This window comes from Herbiconiux sp. 320_LB (assembly GCF_059691755.1).
This window is the reverse complement of the sequence record NZ_JCAWAD010000002.1, coordinates 429,057-446,104: the sequence shown is the minus strand read 5'-3', so window position 1 is coordinate 446,104 and position 17,048 is coordinate 429,057. Positions and strand designations below refer to the sequence as shown.

The 17,048-nt window shown below is 71.8% G+C and carries 16 protein-coding genes; 3 read left to right on the top strand and 13 right to left on the bottom strand.

Annotation, left to right across the window (positions count from 1 at the left end; translation table 11 throughout):
- On the top strand, window positions 1-819 hold the full coding sequence (locus tag AC59HU_RS06150; RefSeq protein WP_497222473.1) for an ABC transporter ATP-binding protein: 819 nt from the start codon (window positions 1-3) through the stop codon (window positions 817-819).
- Window positions 816-2,069, top strand: coding sequence for an ABC transporter permease (locus tag AC59HU_RS06145; RefSeq protein ID WP_497222472.1), 1,254 nt, complete (start codon window positions 816-818; stop codon window positions 2,067-2,069). Before AC59HU_RS06150 ends, AC59HU_RS06145 begins: the two co-directional genes overlap by 4 nt.
- Window positions 2,070-2,076: 7 nt before the next feature.
- Here AC59HU_RS06145 and AC59HU_RS06140 read toward each other — a convergent pair whose 3' ends face one another.
- The 6 genes from AC59HU_RS06140 to AC59HU_RS06115 all read right to left on the bottom strand — a co-directional run bounded on the left by AC59HU_RS06140 (window position 2,077) and on the right by AC59HU_RS06115 (window position 7,533).
- A complete protein-coding gene (locus tag AC59HU_RS06140; RefSeq protein WP_497222471.1) occupies window positions 2,077-2,808 on the bottom strand; it encodes a nucleoside/nucleotide kinase family protein in 732 nt (243 codons plus the stop codon).
- Entirely contained in the window at window positions 2,795-3,667 is an 873-nt protein-coding gene (locus tag AC59HU_RS06135; RefSeq protein WP_497222470.1) for a sugar phosphate isomerase/epimerase family protein, read from the bottom strand. Before AC59HU_RS06135 ends, AC59HU_RS06140 begins: the two co-directional genes overlap by 14 nt.
- Before the next feature lie 10 nt (window positions 3,668-3,677).
- A complete protein-coding gene (locus AC59HU_RS06130) occupies window positions 3,678-4,619 on the bottom strand; it encodes a sugar phosphate isomerase/epimerase family protein (RefSeq protein WP_497222469.1) in 942 nt (313 codons plus the stop codon).
- A 2-nt stretch (window positions 4,620-4,621) separates the two neighbouring features.
- Window positions 4,622-5,425, bottom strand: a complete 804-nt coding sequence (locus AC59HU_RS06125; RefSeq protein ID WP_497222468.1) for an ATP-binding cassette domain-containing protein — start codon at window positions 5,423-5,425, stop codon at window positions 4,622-4,624.
- Window positions 5,422-6,402, bottom strand: coding sequence for an ABC transporter permease (locus AC59HU_RS06120; protein ID WP_497222467.1), 981 nt, complete (start codon window positions 6,400-6,402; stop codon window positions 5,422-5,424). The genes AC59HU_RS06125 and AC59HU_RS06120 overlap by 4 nt, the downstream gene beginning before the upstream one ends.
- A gap of 66 nt (window positions 6,403-6,468) precedes the next feature.
- On the bottom strand, window positions 6,469-7,533 hold the full coding sequence (locus AC59HU_RS06115) for a substrate-binding domain-containing protein (protein WP_497222466.1): 1,065 nt from the start codon (window positions 7,531-7,533) through the stop codon (window positions 6,469-6,471).
- A gap of 165 nt (window positions 7,534-7,698) precedes the next feature.
- Between AC59HU_RS06115 and AC59HU_RS06110 the strand changes: the two genes are divergently transcribed.
- Window positions 7,699-8,904 carry an ROK family transcriptional regulator gene (locus AC59HU_RS06110; protein WP_497222465.1) on the top strand — a complete coding sequence of 402 codons (1,206 nt, stop codon included), beginning with the start codon at window positions 7,699-7,701 and terminating at the stop codon, window positions 8,902-8,904.
- Between the two features lie 66 nt (window positions 8,905-8,970).
- On the opposite strand, the gene hutI is transcribed toward AC59HU_RS06110, so the two are convergent.
- From hutI to AC59HU_RS06075, 7 genes are all read right to left on the bottom strand, one after another.
- Window positions 8,971-10,119, bottom strand: coding sequence for an imidazolonepropionase (gene hutI, locus AC59HU_RS06105; RefSeq protein ID WP_497222464.1), 1,149 nt, complete (start codon window positions 10,117-10,119; stop codon window positions 8,971-8,973).
- Entirely contained in the window at window positions 10,116-11,483 is a 1,368-nt protein-coding gene (locus AC59HU_RS06100; RefSeq protein WP_497222463.1) for an amidohydrolase family protein, read from the bottom strand. The genes hutI and AC59HU_RS06100 overlap by 4 nt, the downstream gene beginning before the upstream one ends.
- Window positions 11,480-12,661: an allantoate amidohydrolase gene (locus AC59HU_RS06095; protein WP_497222462.1), complete on the bottom strand. Its 1,182-nt coding sequence runs from the start codon at window positions 12,659-12,661 to the stop codon at window positions 11,480-11,482. Before AC59HU_RS06095 ends, AC59HU_RS06100 begins: the two co-directional genes overlap by 4 nt.
- Window positions 12,661-14,310: a urocanate hydratase gene (hutU, locus tag AC59HU_RS06090; RefSeq protein ID WP_497222461.1), complete on the bottom strand. Its 1,650-nt coding sequence runs from the start codon at window positions 14,308-14,310 to the stop codon at window positions 12,661-12,663. The genes AC59HU_RS06095 and hutU overlap by 1 nt, the downstream gene beginning before the upstream one ends.
- Window positions 14,307-15,851, bottom strand: a complete 1,545-nt coding sequence (hutH, locus tag AC59HU_RS06085; RefSeq protein WP_497222459.1) for a histidine ammonia-lyase — start codon at window positions 15,849-15,851, stop codon at window positions 14,307-14,309. Before hutH ends, hutU begins: the two co-directional genes overlap by 4 nt.
- Before the next feature lie 122 nt (window positions 15,852-15,973).
- A complete protein-coding gene (locus AC59HU_RS06080; protein ID WP_497222458.1) occupies window positions 15,974-16,399 on the bottom strand; it encodes a hypothetical protein in 426 nt (141 codons plus the stop codon).
- Between the two features lie 110 nt (window positions 16,400-16,509).
- Window positions 16,510-16,986 carry a cucumopine synthase-related protein gene (locus AC59HU_RS06075; RefSeq protein ID WP_497222457.1) on the bottom strand — a complete coding sequence of 159 codons (477 nt, stop codon included), beginning with the start codon at window positions 16,984-16,986 and terminating at the stop codon, window positions 16,510-16,512.
- Window positions 16,987-17,048 lie beyond the last annotated feature (62 nt).

Here is a 17,048-nt window from a genome sequence, read left to right as displayed (position 1 = left end):
GTGAGCCTGCTGCGGCTGGAGGACGTGACGCGGACGGTGCTGCCGCCGGACCAGCCCGCCCTGACCATCCTGAACGGCGTCGACCTGACCGTCGAGGGCGGCGACCGCATCTCGATCGTCGGGCGCTCGGGCTCGGGCAAGTCGACCCTGCTCAACCTGATGGGCCTGCTCGACCTGCCCACGAGCGGCCTGCTCGCCTTCGACGACCGGCCGGTCAAGAGCTACTCGGGTGCCGGCCGCGACCGGCTGCGCGGGGCGCAGATCGGCTTCATCTTCCAGCAGTTCAACCTGCTGGCCGGCCGCACGGCGCTGGAGAACGTGGCGATGCCGCTGCTTTACGCGAGCGGGCGGCAGTTCTGGCGGCGCCGGCAGCTCGCCGCCGACATGCTCGAGCAGGTCGGCCTCGGGTATCGGGTCGACAGCCTGCCCGACCGGCTCTCCGGCGGCGAGCAGCAGCGCGTCGCGATCGCGCGGTCGCTCGTGCGCGGGCCGCGGCTGATCCTCGCCGACGAGCCGACCGGCGCCCTCGACCTCGACACCGGGCAGAGCGTGATGGAGCTGATCGACGAGGTGGCGACCCGCACGGGCGCGGCCCTGGTCGTGATCACCCACGACCCGTCTATCGCGGCCCGGTCGCGCACGCACTACCGGCTCGACCGCGGCATCCTGACCCCGGCCGAGTCGCTGGTGGATGCTGCGGCCGGCGGTCGAGCGGACGCCCCCGCCCACGCGCCGGCGGAGGTCCCGGCCGGCGCCCGAGTCGACGCCCCCGCCGACGACCGGATGCGCGCCCGCGCAGACGAGGCGGCGACCGGATGAGCCGCGCACTGACCGGCTTCCTCGGCGCCGTGCTCGAGGCCTGGCAGGAGCTGCGGGTGCACCGCACCCGCGTGCTGCTGTCGCTGATCGGCGTCGCGGTCGCGGTCTGCTCGCTGACCACGGTGGTCGCGCTCGGCGCGATCGTGCAGCAGGCCAACGAGGAGCTGAGCGAGCGGTCGAGCGGGCGGCCCGCCACGCTGTACGTCTCGGCCTACGCCACCGACGGCGGCGCGATCGACGCCGAGGCGCTCGACACCGCCTGGGACGAGACGGTGGCGCGCTACCGGATCGACTACGCCAGTCGCGTAGTCTCCACCGGGCAGGCGGTGCCCTTCGTGACCGGGGTGGTGCAGGTCGGCACGCAGGCGGTCGACCAGCCCTACGGCGAGATGCACCGGGTGCGCATCTCGGAGGGGCACTGGTTCAGCCCGGCCGACGAGCAGGCGCTCGCCCCGGCGCTCGTGATCAACTCGGTGTTCTGGGACCGGCTCGGCCAGCCCGACCTCGCGACGCATCCGACCGTCACCCTGGGCGGGGAGAAGGGCGCCACCGCGGTCGTGGTCGGGGTGACCCCGGCTGCCACCTACGAGACCGAGCCCGCGATGTTCATGCTGGCCTCCCAGCTCGCGGTGGTGCAGGCGGCGCAACCCGTCACCGATCCCTCGGCCGACCCCTACGCCGCGTTCGGCGGCGGGCAGACGCAGTACGAGATGTGGATCCCGCCCGAGCTCGCCGAGCCGCTGCTCGCCGCCGTTCAGCGCGACCTCCAGGCCGCGCTCGGCGACGGAGCGCAGGTCGACGTCTACCGACAGGACTACGCGCAGTACGGCGACGACCCGTTCCTGGTCACGAAGCTCGTGGTCGGCGGCATCGCCGTGCTGGTGCTGCTTCTCGGTGCTCTGGGGCTGGTGAACATCGCGCTCGTGACGGTCAAGCAGCGGGTGCGGGAGATCGGTATCCGGCGCAGCTTCGGGGCGACGGCCGGGCGGGTGTTCTTCGCCGTGATGATGGAGAGCGTGGTCGCCACGGTCGCCGCCGGGGTGGTCGGCGTGATGGCGGCCGTGCTGCTCGTGCAGAGCCCGATCGTGCACGACTTCGTGGGGCAGGGGATGGTCACCGACTTCCCGCCGTTCCCGGTCGAGGCGGCCCTGCTGGGGCTGGCCGCCGCGACCGGGGTGGGGGCGCTCGCCGGGCTGCTGCCGGCGCTCGTCGCTGTGCGGGTGAAGGTGATCGACGCGATCCGCTACTGAGGCGGGTTCAGCGGGAGACGATCTCCCCGGTCACGCCCGAGACCACGAGGTCGGCGTGCGGCAGGGTCGACTCGATCAGCACGGCGTTGCGCCCGTCGACCGTCTCGGCCCAGGCGAGCGCCGCCTCGGGCGTGCGCCCGCCGATCTCGTGCCGCACGACCAGGCGTGAGACCCGCACCTCGTCGCCGGTCTCGCAGAACCACGACTCGGTGAGCAGGGGCTTCACCCGGTTCCACGGCTCCTGGTCGACGAGCAGGTAGTTGCCCTCGACGATCACGAGCCGGGTCTCGGGCTCGACCGCCATCTCGCCGGCGATCGGCTCCTCGATCGCCCGGTCGAAGCTCGGCGCGTAGACCGTGTGCCCGGTCTCGCTGCGCAGCCGCTCGAGCAGGGCGACGAATCCCCAGCCGTCGAAGGTGTCGATCGCGCCCTTGCGCTCGGCCCGACCGAGCCGCACCAGGGTCGACTGGGCCAGGTGGTAGCCGTCCATCGGCACGTGCGCCGCGAAGGGAGCACCGGGCCCGCCCGCGGCCGCGCTCAGGGCGTTGACCCGGTCGGCCAGCGTGCGGGCGAGGGTGGTCTTGCCGGCGCCGGGGCTGCCCGCGATGCCGAGGATGGCCCGGCCGTCCGCGCCGACGAGCGCGAGGGCCCGCCGCGCGAGCGCGTCGAGCGCGTGCTCCTCGGCGCCGGGTGCCTCCGGGGCGAGCCCCTCAGCGGTGCGGGGCTCAGAGTGCGACACGGGTTCCCTCGAGGATGGTGTCGAGGTACTTCTTCGAGTGCGCCGCCAGGGCCGGCCCGTCGTTCCAGAGGTTGCGCCAGATCGCCAGGTCGTTCGACAGCGTCGGCGAGACCACGGCCGACGAGAACGACTCGAAGGTGATCGGGCCGTCGTAGGAGATGTCGTCGAGGGCGTGGAAGAACGAACCGAAGTCCAGGTGCCCCGAGCCGAGGTAGCCGCGGTGGTTCTCGCCGATGTGCACGTAGCCGAGGCGGTCGCCGACGAGGTGCACGGGTCGCACGAGATCGTCCTCCTCGATGTTCATGTGGTACGTGTCCAGGTGGATCAGCACGTTGTCGTGACCGATGTCGTCGGCCAGTCGCAGCGCATCCGCCGCGGTGTTGATCACGTTCGTCTCGTAACGATTGCAGATCTCCAGGCCCAGCGTCATCCCGAGACCCTCCGCCTCGGTCGCGAGATCCTTGAGCACGGCGACGACGTTGGCGCGGCCGGCCGCCGAGAGGGCGTGGCCGTACTTGCCGAGCGCGCTGTAGAGGGCACCGGTGAAGTGGGTGCCGCCGAGGCCGTTCGTGATGGCGAGCGAGTCGTGCAGCAGCTTCGCGCCGCGGGCGACGACCTCGGGGTCGTCGCTGGAGACGTCGGCCGAGAACGCCAGGCCGCGCGAGCAGACGACGCCGAGGCCGGCGGCCTCCAGGGCGGCCCGGGCCGCGGGCACGTCGAGGTTGGCGGAGTCGTGCAGCGAGAGCTCGAGCAGGTCGAAACCGGCCTTCTTGGTCTCGGCGATGATGTAGTCGACCTCGGCGGGAGTGGTTCCGCCGGAGAAGACGAGGGCGTGGACTCCGAGCTGGTTCGTGGTCATGACGGTTCCTTCAGTTGGTGGGGGTGAGAAGAGTGGATGCGTCGAGCCGCGCACGCAGGAAGCGTGCCGATTCGCGCGCGGCGTCGGCCGGGTCGATCCAGAGCGTGCGCCAGGCGCCGATCAGGTCGCGGGTGGCGGCGGAGACCACCGCGGGCGAGAACGACTCGACGGTGAGCGGCCCGCGGTAGCCGCTGCCGGTCAGGGCTTCGAACAGGCCGGTCCAGTCGAGCGTGCCGGTGCCGATCAGGCCCCGGTGGCTCTCCGAGAGGTGCAGGTAGCCGAGCCGGGCACCGGCGTCGTGCACCGCGGCCGCCAGCGAGAGCTCCTCGCTGTTGGCGTGGAAGGTGTCGATGTGCAGCAGCACGTTGTCGGCGCCGCGCTCGGCGAGCTCGTCGATGAACGCGGCCGTCTGGGCGGCGGTGTTCAGCAGGTTGCTCTCGTAGCGGTTGACGTACTCGAGGCCGATCCGCACGTCGGCCCGACGAGCCGTCTCGGCGACCCGGGTGAGCACGGCCAGGGAGTTCCCCCGGCTCGCCTCGGTGGCCGGGTGCGTGTACTTGGTCATCGCCGAGTAGGTCACGCCGCCGACGTAGTTCGCGCCGATCGCCTCGGCGAACTCCACGGCGCGGAGGAGCCGGGCCTCGCCGCGGGCCGAGAGTGCCGGGTCGTCGGTGTTGATGTCCGAGGCGGCGTCGAGGGCGAGGGAGACCACGGCGTCCAGGCCCGTGCCCTCCAGGAGGCGCACGGTCTCCTGAGGGGAGAGCGAGAGCGAGTCCGCCGCATCCGGAACCGGGATCTCGATCAGCTGGTAGCCCGCGGCGGCACTGCCCTCGACGGCCCGCCGGGCCGAGGTGGGCGACCAGTCGGCCACCCACAGCCCGGCGTGGACGCCCAGCGGCATCGCCGAATCGGCCGCCGCCCGCCGGAACGGGATGCGGAGGTCGAACACCACGGTCAGGCCGCCTTGGCGCCGGTGATCAGGGCGACGAGCTCGTCGCCGCTGGTCTCGGCCGTGCGCCGTTCGGCGACGGCCATGCCCGCGCGCATCACCCAGACGTGGTCGGAGAGCCGCATGACCTGGTCGAAGTTGTGGCTGATCAGCAGCACGGCCACCCCGGAGTCGCGGAGCGAGTTGATGACGCCCTCGACGCGGGCGGTCTCCTGCACGCCGAGCGCGGCGGTCGGCTCGTCCATGATCACGATCTTCGAGCCCCAGCCGGCGGCCCGGGCGATCGCGACGGCCTGGCGCTGACCGCCGGAGAGCCGGCGCACCTTGCTCGTGACCGGCGGCACGTTGACGGCGAGGTTCTTCAGCAGGTCGCCGGCCGTGGTCTTCATCAGCTTGCGGTCGAGGGTGCGGAACGGGCCGAAGCCGTGGGTCTTCTCGCGGCCGAGGAAGAAGTTCTGCCAGACCGTCAGGTCTTCGACCAGCGCGAGGTTCTGCTGAACCGTCTCGATGCCCTGGTTGATGGCCGCGACCGGGTTCTCGAAGGTCACCGGCTTGCCGTCGAGCACGATCGTGCCCGAGTCGGGGCGGTGGATGCCGGAGAGGCAGCGCACCATGGTCGACTTGCCGGCGCCGTTGTCGCCGATCAGGGCGGTGATCTCGCCGCGGCGCATGGTCATCGACGCGCCCTTCAGGGCGTGCACGCCGCCGAACGACTTCTTGATGTCGGTGGCCTGCAGGATGAAGTCGCGGGCCTGGGTGCGGCCGGTGTGCGGCGAGCCCTCGGGCTGGGTGTTGTAGGTGTCGGTCATTTCTTTTGGAACCTCGTGAGTAGGGCGGCCAGGACCACGACGAGTCCGACGGCGAGCGGCTGGTAGAACTGCGAGACGCCGAGCAGCGTCAGCCCGTTGGTGAGGGCCGTGAGGAGCAGGGCGCCGATCACGGGGCCGACGATCTTCGCCTTGCCACCGGTGAGGCTGACCCCGCCGAGCACGACCGCGGCGATCGAGTTGAGCAGGAACTGCGTGTTGATCGCGGGTTCGGCGGCGCCGACGCGGGCGACCAGCAGGATGGCGGCGATGCCGGCCAGGCCCGCCGAGATGAGGTAGACCGCGATGCGGATCCGTGAGGCGCTGATGCCGTTGGCGACCGCGCTCTCCTCGTTGCCGCCCACGGCCTGCACGTGCAGGCCGAACCGGGTGCGGAACATGAAGAACCAGGCCAGCACGGCGATGACGGCGGCGAGGATGATCGGGAAGCCGAAGATGCCGATCGCGCCGGAGGTCAGGGTGAGCAGCTCGGGGCTGAAGACCGTGATCGGCTTGCCGTCGGAGACGATGAGCGCGAGGCCCGTCGCGACCGAGAGCGTTCCCAGCGTGGCGATGAAGTCGGTGACCTTGCCCTTGGCGATCAGCAGGCCGTTGATCAGGCCGATCACCAGCGCAGCGACCACCGCCATCAGCGCGGAGAGCCAGAACCCGAAGCCGTTCGAGAACGCCAGGCCGAAGCCGATCGCCCCGAAGGTCATCGTGGCCGAGATCGAGAGGTCGATGCCACCGGTGGTGATGACGAAGGTCTGGCCGATCGCGAGGATGACCAGGATGGCGGCCGCGACCAGCATGGCCTTGATGTTGCCGAGGGTGAGGAAGGTGGGGCTGAGGATGGAGAAGACGATGACCAGGGCCACCAGGCCGATCGGGGCGGCGTTCTCGGCCCAGAAGCTGAGCTGCCGGGCGTGGGCGCCGATCGTCTGGAGCGGCCCGGGGCGGGATTGCTCTGTCGTTGTCATGGATGCCGGTTTCTGACTGGGAACGGGGGCGGGGGAGCGGTTGGCCCGGCTCCCCCGCCGGGGGAACTAGTTCGTGGCGGCCGGGGTGGGCAGGAGTGACTCGAGCGGGTTCTCGAACGGCGCGAACGGCTGCGGGAAGGCGGCGATCGCCTGGTCGGCCTCGGCGCTGGTCACCAGGGCCGTCGGCGACTCGATGGTCTTCGGCAGCGTGCCGCCCGAGGTCGCGACCTCGCAGGCCTGGAGGCCGAGCGAGCCGATCGCGTAGGGGTACTGGGCCACCGTGGCGGAGAGGCCGCCGGCCTTCACCGACTCCAGCGCATCCTGGTTGCCGTCGACCGAGACGACCGTGATGGTGCCGGTCTTGCCGGCGTTCTCGATCGCCTTGACGATGCCGAGGCCCATGTCGTCGTTGGCGGCGAAGAAGGCCTTGATGTTCGGGTTGGCGGCGATGATGTCGGTGGCCTGGGTCAGCGCGACCTCGCGCTTCCAGTCGGCGGCCGACTCCTGGATGATGTTCAGGTCGCTCCCGACAGCGGCCTTGAACCCGTCGACGCGGGCGCCGCTGGTGACGTCGCCGGCGATGCCGCCGATGATCGCGACCTCGGAGCCGGCCGGAACCTGGGCCTTGACGAAGTCGCCGGCCTTGCCGCCCGCGGCCTCGTTGTCGGTGCCGATGTAGGTGGCGATGTCGAGGTTGGCGGCGGAGGCGGCGCTCGAGTCGATCGGCTGGTCGATGTTCACGATCGGCTTGCCGGCCTGGCCGACGGTGGCGAGAGCCTGCACGAGGTTGGTGCCGGAGATGGGGTTGACGACGAAGCAGCCGAAGTCCTGGCCCGCGAGGGCGGTGAGCTTGTCGGCCTGGCCGGTGGTGTCGCCGATGTCGGAGGCGGCCTGGATGGTGACGTCGACGCCGTCGGTGTCGGCCGCGCCCTGGATGCCGGACTCCATCGCCTGGAAGAAGGGGTTGTCCAGGCCCTTGATGACGGCCGCGACCTTGGTCGAGCCGGAGCCGGAGCCGGAGCCGGAGCCGGAGTCGCCCGAGCCGGAGCAGCCGGCGAGGGCCAGGGCCGCGATTCCGAGAGGGACGGCGATGCGGGCGGTGCGCATCCATGTTGCGTCTTTGCTGAACATTGTGATCCTTGGTGTCGGGGCACCACTGCGTGCCGTCCTCAGTGAAACTACGCGCACTTTTGTCTAATTGCAACCGAAAGTCTCCTGACTTTTAGATCAACGTGTGTATACACTGGGCGCATCAGTGATGACGACGGCAATGGAGCTCTGCGTAAAGTGAAGGATGTGAGAACCCACGTCGGCGAGGTCATGGCGCTCTTCCGTGAACACGGGGAACTCTCCCGCACCGACGTCATCGACCTCTCCGGCCTGTCACGGTCGACGGTCAACCAGCGGCTGACCGCGCTGCACGAGTTCGGGCTGATCCACGAGATCGGCGGCGCCGAGTCGACCGGTGGCCGCCCGTCGAGCCGGTTCGCGCTGAACCGGGAGCGCGCCGTGCTGCTGACCGCCGACATCGGCGCCACCGGTTTCGTCGCCGCGATCTGCGACCTGGGCGGCACGCCGCTCGCGCATCGACGTCGCACGATCGACGTGTGGGAGGGCCCGGAGCCGGTGCTCGCCGCGGTCGACGCCTGCTTCGCCGAGCTGCTCGCCTCGCCGGAGGCCGACGGCCGACCCGCCGTGGACCGCCCGGTCTTGGATCGCCCCGTCTGGGGCGTCGGCATCGGCGTGCCCGGCCCGGTCGAGTTCGCCGCCGGGCGCGTCGTGAACCCGCCGATCATGACCGGCTGGGACGGCTTCGACATCGCCGGCTGGTTCTCCGGCTACGGGGCCGCCGTCGTGGTCGAGAACGACGCGAACTCCCGCGCCGTCGCCGAGGCCCGGCCCCGCGGCCACGACAACCTGATCAGTCTCAAGGTGGGCACGGGCATCGGCTCGGGCCTCGTCTTCAACGGCCAGATCATCCGGGGCGGCGAGGGCGCCGCGGGCGACATCGGCCACACCCGGGCCGCGGTCGCCGACTCGGCCGACCCGCTGCCCTGCCGCTGCGGCAACGTCGGCTGCGTCGAGGCCTACGCCGGGGGCTGGGCCATCATCCGCGACCTGGGCCTCCTCGGTGTGCACGCGGCCGACGTGGGCGAGGTCGTGACCCTGGTCAAGCAGGGCAACCTGGATGCGGTGCGCCTGGTCCGCCAGGCCGGCCGCGTGCTCGGTGACGCGGTCGCCGACCTGGTCAGCATCCTGAACCCCGAGAGCATCATCGTCTCCGGCCGGCTCTCGGACTGCGACGAGGCGCTGCTCTCGGGCGTGCGGGAGCGGGTCTACCAGCGCTCGCAGCCGCTCGCGACCCGCAACCTCACCATCTCGCTCTCGCAGCTCGGCGAGTTCGCGGGGGTGACCGGACTGGCGCTGATCACGGGCGACCGCATCTTCGGGTCGGACCGCATCGACCTGCTCTTCTCCGAGCCGGCAGCCCGCCGGGCGTGATCGGGCGGGGGCGGGGGCCCGAGGGCGCCGCCAGCGCCGCTGCCGGCGCCACGGTCACTGCAGCCCCTAGCGCTCCTGGGTCGCGCTGAAGGTGCGCGCCACCAGCGGCACCCCCGGGCGATACGCGAGGTGCACGTAGGTAGGGGCGTCCAGTAGCACGAGATCCGCGCGGCCTCCGACGCGCACCACGCCGACGTCGGTGCGGCGGAGCGCGGCCGCTCCGCCCGCCGTCGCCGCCCGGAGCGCCTCGGCCGGGGTCATCCCCATGTCGCGGACGGCCACGGCGATGCAGAAGGCCATCGACGAGGTGTAGCTGGACCCCGGATTGCAGTCGGTCGCCAGTGCCACCGCGACGCCGGCATCGAGCAGCCGTCGCGCATCCGGATAGGGCTGGCGGGTCGAGAACTCGACCCCGGGCAGCAGGGTGGCGACCGTGTCTGAGTCCGCGAGCGCGTCGACATCGGCGTCGGTCAGGTAGGTGCAGTGGTCGACGGAGGCCGCCCCCAGCTCGACGGCCAGCTGCACCCCGCCCGACGGGCCCAACTGGGCCGCGTGCATCCGGGCCTGGAGGCCGTGGCCGATCCCGGCGGTGAGGACGGCGCGCGCCTGGTCGACGTCGAAGGCCCCGGTCTCGCAGAAGACGTCGATCCAGCGGGCGAAGGGCGCGGCGGCGGCGAGCATCGGGCCGGTCACGAGATCGACGTACCCGGCTGGATCGTCGGCATACTCCGGCGGCACGACGTGGGCCCCCAGGAAGGTCGTCTCCCCGCTGGACTCCCGAGCGATCCGGAGCCCGCGCGCCTCGTCCTCGACCGTGAGCCCGTAGCCGCCCTTGATCTCGACCGTCGTCGTACCCTGCCGGAGCATCTCGGCCACGTGACGCCTCACGGTCCCGCGCAGCGCCTCGTCGTCGGCGGCGCGGGTGAGGGCGACGGTGCGGCGGATGCCCCCGGCCGTGTACGGGCGTCCCGCCATCCGGCTCTCGAACTCGTCGGCGCGGTCGCCGGCGAAGACCAGATGGCTGTGACTGTCGACGAAGCCCGGGATGACGCACCGGCCCGCCGCGTCGACGCGCTCGTCGGCGGCCGGCGCATCGGCCGAGTCGCCGACCCAGACGATCTCGCCGCCGTCGATCACCACCGCGGCGTCGTCGCGCTGGGGTCGTTCGGGGTCGTGGGTGACGAGCAGTCCGATTCGATCGATGACGGTGGTCATGCCCGGGTCCTCCCGATGGCCGTGGCGAGCAGGCCGGCGACGTCGCCGAGACGATGGCGGCCGTCGCGGACGACGATGTCACCGCCGACGACGACGGTAGAGACGTCGGCTGCGGTCGCCGACAGCCAGAGCTGGCCGAGCTCGGAGCCCGCGGTGCGCACGGAGTCGGTGGCGACGGCGACCAGGTCGCAGAGCGAGCCGGCGCTGAGTGACGCCTCGTCCCAGCCGAGCGAGGCGTAGCCGTTCGCGCCGGCGATGCGCAGCAGCTCGGCCGGGTCGAAGCGCCCGCGCCGGCCGCTGGCGAGTCGCTCGTGCATCTCGAGGCCGCGGAGCTCCTCGAAGGGGTCGATCACCGCGTTCTGGTCGCTGCCGAGGGTGAGTCGGGCGCCCGCGTCGGCGAGCCGGCGGGCCGGACCGATGCCGTCGGCCAGGTCGCGCTCGGTGGTCGGGCAGAAGCACGCGAAACTCGTCCCGAGGGCGGCGACGTCGCTCGAGGTCAGATGCGTCGCGTGCACGGCGGTGAAGCGATCGCCGAGCAGCTCGGCGAAGAGCTCGACCGGGGTCGCGCCCCACTCGGCGATCGCCTGCTCGTTCTCGGCGGGCTGCTCCGAGACATGGGCGTGCACGACGGCCAGGTCGAGCGCCGCGACCTCGGCGATGGCCGCCGGTGCGACGGCGCGCACCGAATGGATGGCGGCGCCGATGCGGGCGGTCGCCGACGAAGGCACGTGCGACCCGGACTGGAGCGGTCTGGCCTCGAACGATCCAGCTTCGAACGATCCGGCCTCGAGCGATCGGGCCACGCCCGCCCGGCGTGTCGCCCAGGCTGCCACGGTGCCGTCACCGAAGCGCGCCTGCTCCGGCCGCAGGGCCGCACCGACCCCGCCCTGCAGGTACAGCGTGTCGAGCAGGGTGATCCGGATGCCCGCGGCCGCGGCGGCCTCCAGCACGGCCTCCTCCATCGCCCCGTCCTCCATCGCCCCGTCCTGCCGTGCCCCGTCGCCGACGCCGTGCAGGTAGTGGAACTCGCCCACGACCGTGTACCCGGCGAGCACCATCTCGGCGAAGATCGCCGTGGCGAGCTCGCGGTAGCCGTCCGGGTCGAGGCTCGCGGCGACCCGGTACATCCGCTCGCGCCAGTTCCAGAAGGTGCCGCCGTCGGCGTGGGTCGTGCCGCGGAGCGCGCGATGGAAGACGTGGGAGTGCCCGTTCGCGAGACCGGGGAGGACGAGGCCGCGCAGCACGGTGCCGGTGGGCTCCGCATCCGCTCGGACGGACACGATCCGCCCGCCGGCCTCGTCGATGCGCACCCGTTCGGCGATGCCCCCCGGGAGCACTGCCGCCTCGGCCCAGAAGACGCTCACGACGCGCGCGCCCTGAGCACGGCGACGAGCGCGTCGACGCCGGTCGCGCAGTCGTCCGGCTCGGCGAACTCCTCGGGGGCGTGCGAGATGCCGCTGGGATTGCGCACGAGGATCATCGCGGTCGGGATCCCGGCGAGCGCGAGCACCCCGGCGTCGTGACCCGCTCCCGACGGCAGCAGCGGGATGTCCCCGCCCAGCACCCCGGAGACGGCCTGCGTCAACTCGGTGTCGAACAGCGTCGCGGCCGTCCACGACTCCTCGACCAGCCCCCCGACCGACTCGGTGAGCGTGCGCAGCCGGGCCTCGCTCTCGCCGCGCACGTCGACCCAGGCCGAGACGAGCCCGGGGATCGCGTTGACGGCACCGGGGTGCACCGAGATCTTGCCGACAGTGGCGAGCACGTCGGCCCGCTCCGCCCCGGCGCGGACCGCCAGGATCAGCTCGGCCAGCGCGATCATGGGGTCGCGACGGTCGGCGAGCGGGGTGGTGCCCGCGTGGTTCTGGATGCCGTGCAGGTCGGCCCGCCACCGCCCGTGCGGCCAGATCTGGGTGGCGAGGCCGAGCGGCGCGCCACCGAGCCCCGGGCCGCCCACGCTGGTCGGCAGGTGTCCCTGCTCGACGTGCAGCTCGACGAACTCGCCGATGCGATCCATCCGCGCCCGGTCGGCCCCGAGGCTCCGCGGATCCCGGCCGGCCGAGCGGAGTGCCTCCGCGAGCGTGGTGCCGTCGGCATCCCGGAGCGACAGGGCGTCCCGGGGCGACAGCGCGCCGGTCATCAGACGCGATCCGGCGCAGGCGACGCCGAACCGCGCCCCCTCCTCGTCGGCGAAGGCCACGACGGCGACCGGGCGACCGGGGCGGAAGCCGTCACGCTGCAGGTCGCTGATCGCGGCGAACGCCGAGGCGATGCCGAGCGGGCCGTCGAAGGCTCCTCCGCTGGGCACGCTGTCCAGGTGCGACCCGAGGAGCAGCACGCTCCCGGGGGCCGACTCGTTCCACCAGGCCCAGAGGTTGCCGTTCCGATCCGTCTCGACCTCGAGGTCGAGGGCCGCGGCGCACTGCTCGAACCACAGGCGGCACTCGGCGTCGACACCGGTCCAGGCGAGGCGGTCGTACCCGCCCGAGCGCGGATTGCGCCCGACCGCGGCGAGTTCGTCGAGCAGACCGACCGGCGACACTAGCCCTCCTGCATCGGGATACGGACGCCGAGCCGGTCGGCGACGGCCGTCGCCTCCGGGTAGCCGGCGTCGACGTGCCGGATGACGCCCATCCCCGGGTCGTTCGACAGCACCCGCGCCAGCTTCTCGGCGGCCAGCGGAGTGCCGTCGGCGACGGAGACCTGACCGGCGTGGATGCTGCGGCCGATCCCGACACCGCCCCCGTGATGGATCGAGACCCAGGTGGCGCCGGAGGAGGTGTTGACCAGGGCGTTCAGCAGCGGCCAGTCCGCGATCGCGTCCGACCCGTCCATCATCGACTCGGTCTCCCGGTACGGCGAGGCCACGGAGCCGGCGTCGAGGTGGTCGCGGCCGATCGCGAGCGGGGCGGAGACCTCACCCGAGGCGACCAGCTCGTTGAAGCGCAGCCCGGCCTGGTCGCGCTCGCCGTAGCCGAGCCAGCAGATGCGGGCCGGCAGGCCCTGGAAGTGCACGCGTTCCCCCGCCATCCGGATCCACTTCTCCAGCGACCGGTTCTCGGGGAACAGCTCCAGCACCGCCCGGTCGGTGGCCGCGATGTCCTTCGGATCGCCGCTGAGCGCCGCCCAGCGGAACGGACCCCGGCCCTCAGCGAAGAGCGGTCGGATGTAGGCGGGCACGAAGCCCGGGAAGGCGAACGCGTCGGCGAACCCAGCCGTCCTCGCCTCGGTGCGGATGTTGTTGCCGTAGTCGAAGACCTCGGCGCCGGCGCGCTGGAAGCCGACCATCGCCTCGACCTGGCGGGCCATCGACTGGCGCGAGGCGTCGATGAAGCCCGGGTCCTTCCGCGCCTCGGCCCAGTCGTCGAAGGCGTACTCGACCGGGAGGTACGCCAACGGGTCGTGGGCGCTCGTCTGATCGGTGACGATGTCGATCTCGGCGTTCCGCGCGAGCATCTCGGGAAAGACGGTCGCCGCGTTGCCGAGCAGACCGATCGACAACGGCCGTCGCGCATCCCGGGCCGCATAGGCGAGCTCGAGAGCGTGCTCGACGGAGCCTGCCTCGACATCGAGGTAGCGGTGCTCGATGCGGCGGGCGATGCGCGAGGGGTCGACGTCGACGCAGATCGCGACGCCGTCGTTCATCGTCACGGCGAGCGGCTGCGCGCCGCCCATCCCGCCCAGTCCGCCGGTCAGGGTGATCGTGCCGGCGAGGGTGCCGCCGAATGACTTGGCGGCGACCGCCGAGAAGGTCTCGTAGGTGCCCTGCAGGATGCCCTGGGTGCCGATGTAGATCCAGGATCCGGCCGTCATCTGCCCGTACATCGTGAGACCGAGCAGTTCGAGGCGGCGGAACTCGTCCCAGTTGGCCCAGTCTCCGACGAGGTTCGAGTTCGCCAGCAGCACGCGGGGCGCCCACTCGTGGGTCTGCATCACGCCGACCGGCTTGCCGGACTGCACGAGCAGGGTCTCGTCGCCCTTCAGCGTCGTGAGCGACCGCACGATCGCGTCGTAGCTCGCCCAGTCGCGGGCGGCCTTGCCGGAGCCGCCGTAGACGACGAGCTCGTCGGGGTGCTCGGCGACCTCGGGGTCGAGGTTGTTCTGCAGCATGCGCAGCGCCGCCTCCTGCGGCCAGCCCAGGGTGTTCAGCTGGGTGCCGCGGAATGCGCGGACGGGGCGGGGGCCGGTCATACGAGGTCTCCTTCGGTGGCGGCGCGGGCGGCGCAGAGCAGCGACCCGTCGACGAGCAGGCGGTGGGCGGCGGCGATCTCCGGGGCGAGGTACCGGTCGGTGCCGGGGCCCTCGACCTCGCTGCGGAGGCGGGCGACGACCGCGGCCGACACGGGGGAGGGCGAGACCGGGGCGCGCAGGTCCATCGCGCGGGCGCTCGTGAGCAGCTCGATCGCGATCACGCGGGAGAGGCCGTCGATCGAGCGCCGGAGGGCGCGGGCCGCGGCCCAGCCCATCGACACGTGGTCCTCCTGCATCGCGCTGGAGGGGATCGAGTCGACGGAGGCGGGAACCGCGAGCCGCTTGAGCTCGCTGACGATTCCGGCCTGCGTGTACTGGGCGATCATGTGCCCGGAATCCACACCGGGGTCGTCGGCGAGGAAGGCGTTGAGCCCGTGGTTGCGCGACGGGTCGAGGAAGCGATCCGTGCGCCGCTCGCTCATGCTCGCGAGGTCGGCGGTGACGATGGCGAGGAAGTCGAGCACGTAGGCCACCGGGGCGCCGTGGAAGTTGCCGTTCGACTCGACCCGGCCGTCGAGCGTGACGACGGGGTTGTCGACGGCGGAGGCGAGCTCGCGGCCGGCGACGGTCGCGGCGTGCTCGATCGTGTCGCGGACGCCGCCGTGCACCTGGGGCGCGCAGCGCAGGGAGTAGGCATCCTGTACCCGGGTGAAGCCCTCGGGGCGGGACAGCATCGGCGACCCGGCCAGGGTCACCCGCATGTTCTTCGCCGAGGCCGCCTGTCCCGGATGCGGGCGCAGCTGCTGGAGATCGTCGGCGAAGACGGAGTCGGTACCGAGCAGCCCTTCGACGCTCATGGCGGCGGCCACGTCGGCCATCGTCAGCAGGTCGCGCAGGTCGGTGATGGCGAGCACCAGCATCCCGAGCATCCCGTCGGTGCCGTTGATGAGGGCCAGGCCCTCCTTCTCGTGCAGCTCGAGCGGCGCGATGCCTGCGGCCGCGAGCGCTTCCGCGGCGGGCAGGAGCTCGCCGCCGACGCGCACCTCGCCCTCGCCGAGCAGCGCGAGGGCGCAGTGGGCCAGCGGCGCGAGGTCGCCAGAGCAGCCGAGGCTGCCGTACTCGCCGACGACGGGCGTGATGCCGGCGTTGAGCACGTCGGCGTAGGTCTGTGCCACGATCGGGCGCACTCCGGTGCGGCCGGTGGCGAGGGTGGAGAGCCGGAGGGCCATCAGCGAGCGGATGACCTCGCGCTCGACTTCGGGACCCGATCCGGCGGCGTGGCTGCGCACGAGCGAACGCTGCAGCTGGGCGCGCAGCGCGGTCGGGATCTGCTTCGAGGCGAGCGCGCCGAAGCCGGTCGAGACGCCGTAGTGCGGTTGCACGTCGGAGGCGAGGGCGTCGATGACGGACCGGCTGGCGGCCATCGCGGCGAGGGACTCGTCGTCGAGCCGGATGCGCGCATCGCGCCGGGCGATGTCGACGACGTCCTCGAACGAGAGCGCTCCGGTTCCGATCACGACCTCGAGGGTGTCGGTGTTCACGTCTAGCCTTGCCTTCCGCCGGTGGGAGTGTGGCCCCCGTCAGTATGGGGGAGCGATCGGGTGTCGGGATGGAGGCCCGGCGGCGCCGTTCGTGGTCGGGCGCCGCCGGAGAGGGGTGCGGGCTACGCCGCGACGGCGAGCTCGACCAGCTGGCCCTGCTGCAGCCAGTTGCGCATCCCGGCCAGGGCGAGTTCGAGCTCGCCCTCGACGACCTCGCCGATGTAGCTGATCTTCAGCGGTTCGTCGGCCAGGTCGTCGCCGTAGACGACGCAGAACTGCTGGCGCGGGCTGTACCAGCAGACCGAACCGCGGGCGTAACCCTTCTCCGCACGACGCATCGCGCCGACCTCCTCGGTCAGGTAGACGTTCTCCCACGGGGTGACGATCGGCATGGTCCAGAAGACCATGTCGCCGACGATCTTCCCGTGCTGGAGGATGCTCTTCTGCGGCAGGTTCTCGCGCAGGGCGGCGGCGATCTGGGGCACGAGGTCGTCGAAGACCTGGATCGTGCAGACCTCGGTGCCGTCGACGGACATGATGAGTTTCATTGGGGTGTTCCTTCGCTCTCGGATGCTCTTTGACGTGGGCTGTGGATCAGGGGCTCAGACACTCAGGCGCTCAGGCGCTCAGGCGCTCAGGCGCTCAGGCGCTCAGGCGCTCAGGCGCTCACGCGCTTGAAGCCGTTGGTGACGCCCCAGGGGAAGACGGCGTCGACCCACATGTGGACCTTGTTGACGTAGCTGATGGCCGCGTTGGTGAGAGCGAGGAACTCCTCCATCGTTTCGGCCGCGTTGCCGGCCTCGACGTACCGAGCCACGAGAGCGCCGGCCTCGGGCATGCCGACGAAGTCGAAGAACGCCGCCTTGTAGCCGACGATCTGGTTGACCAGGAGCTGCACCGTCCGGAGGTCGAGCGACTCGGTCTCGCTGACCTCGATGATGCCCCAGAGCACCTCGTCGGCGAGGGTGCGCGCCTCGCCCTCCGCGAAGATGAGGGTGGACAGGTACTGCCCGTGCGAACCGGTGTTGCGGGGGATGATGCCCTTGCCCATGTTGACGATCTCCTGGGGGCATTCCAGCCAGATCTTCTCGCGCTCGGCATTCAGCTCTGCGATGACGTCGGTGACGATGCTCACGGCATCCCTTCCTCTAGTGGTGGTCTTCGGCCTACTCATTGGTACCTCGGGCGGTCGTGCCG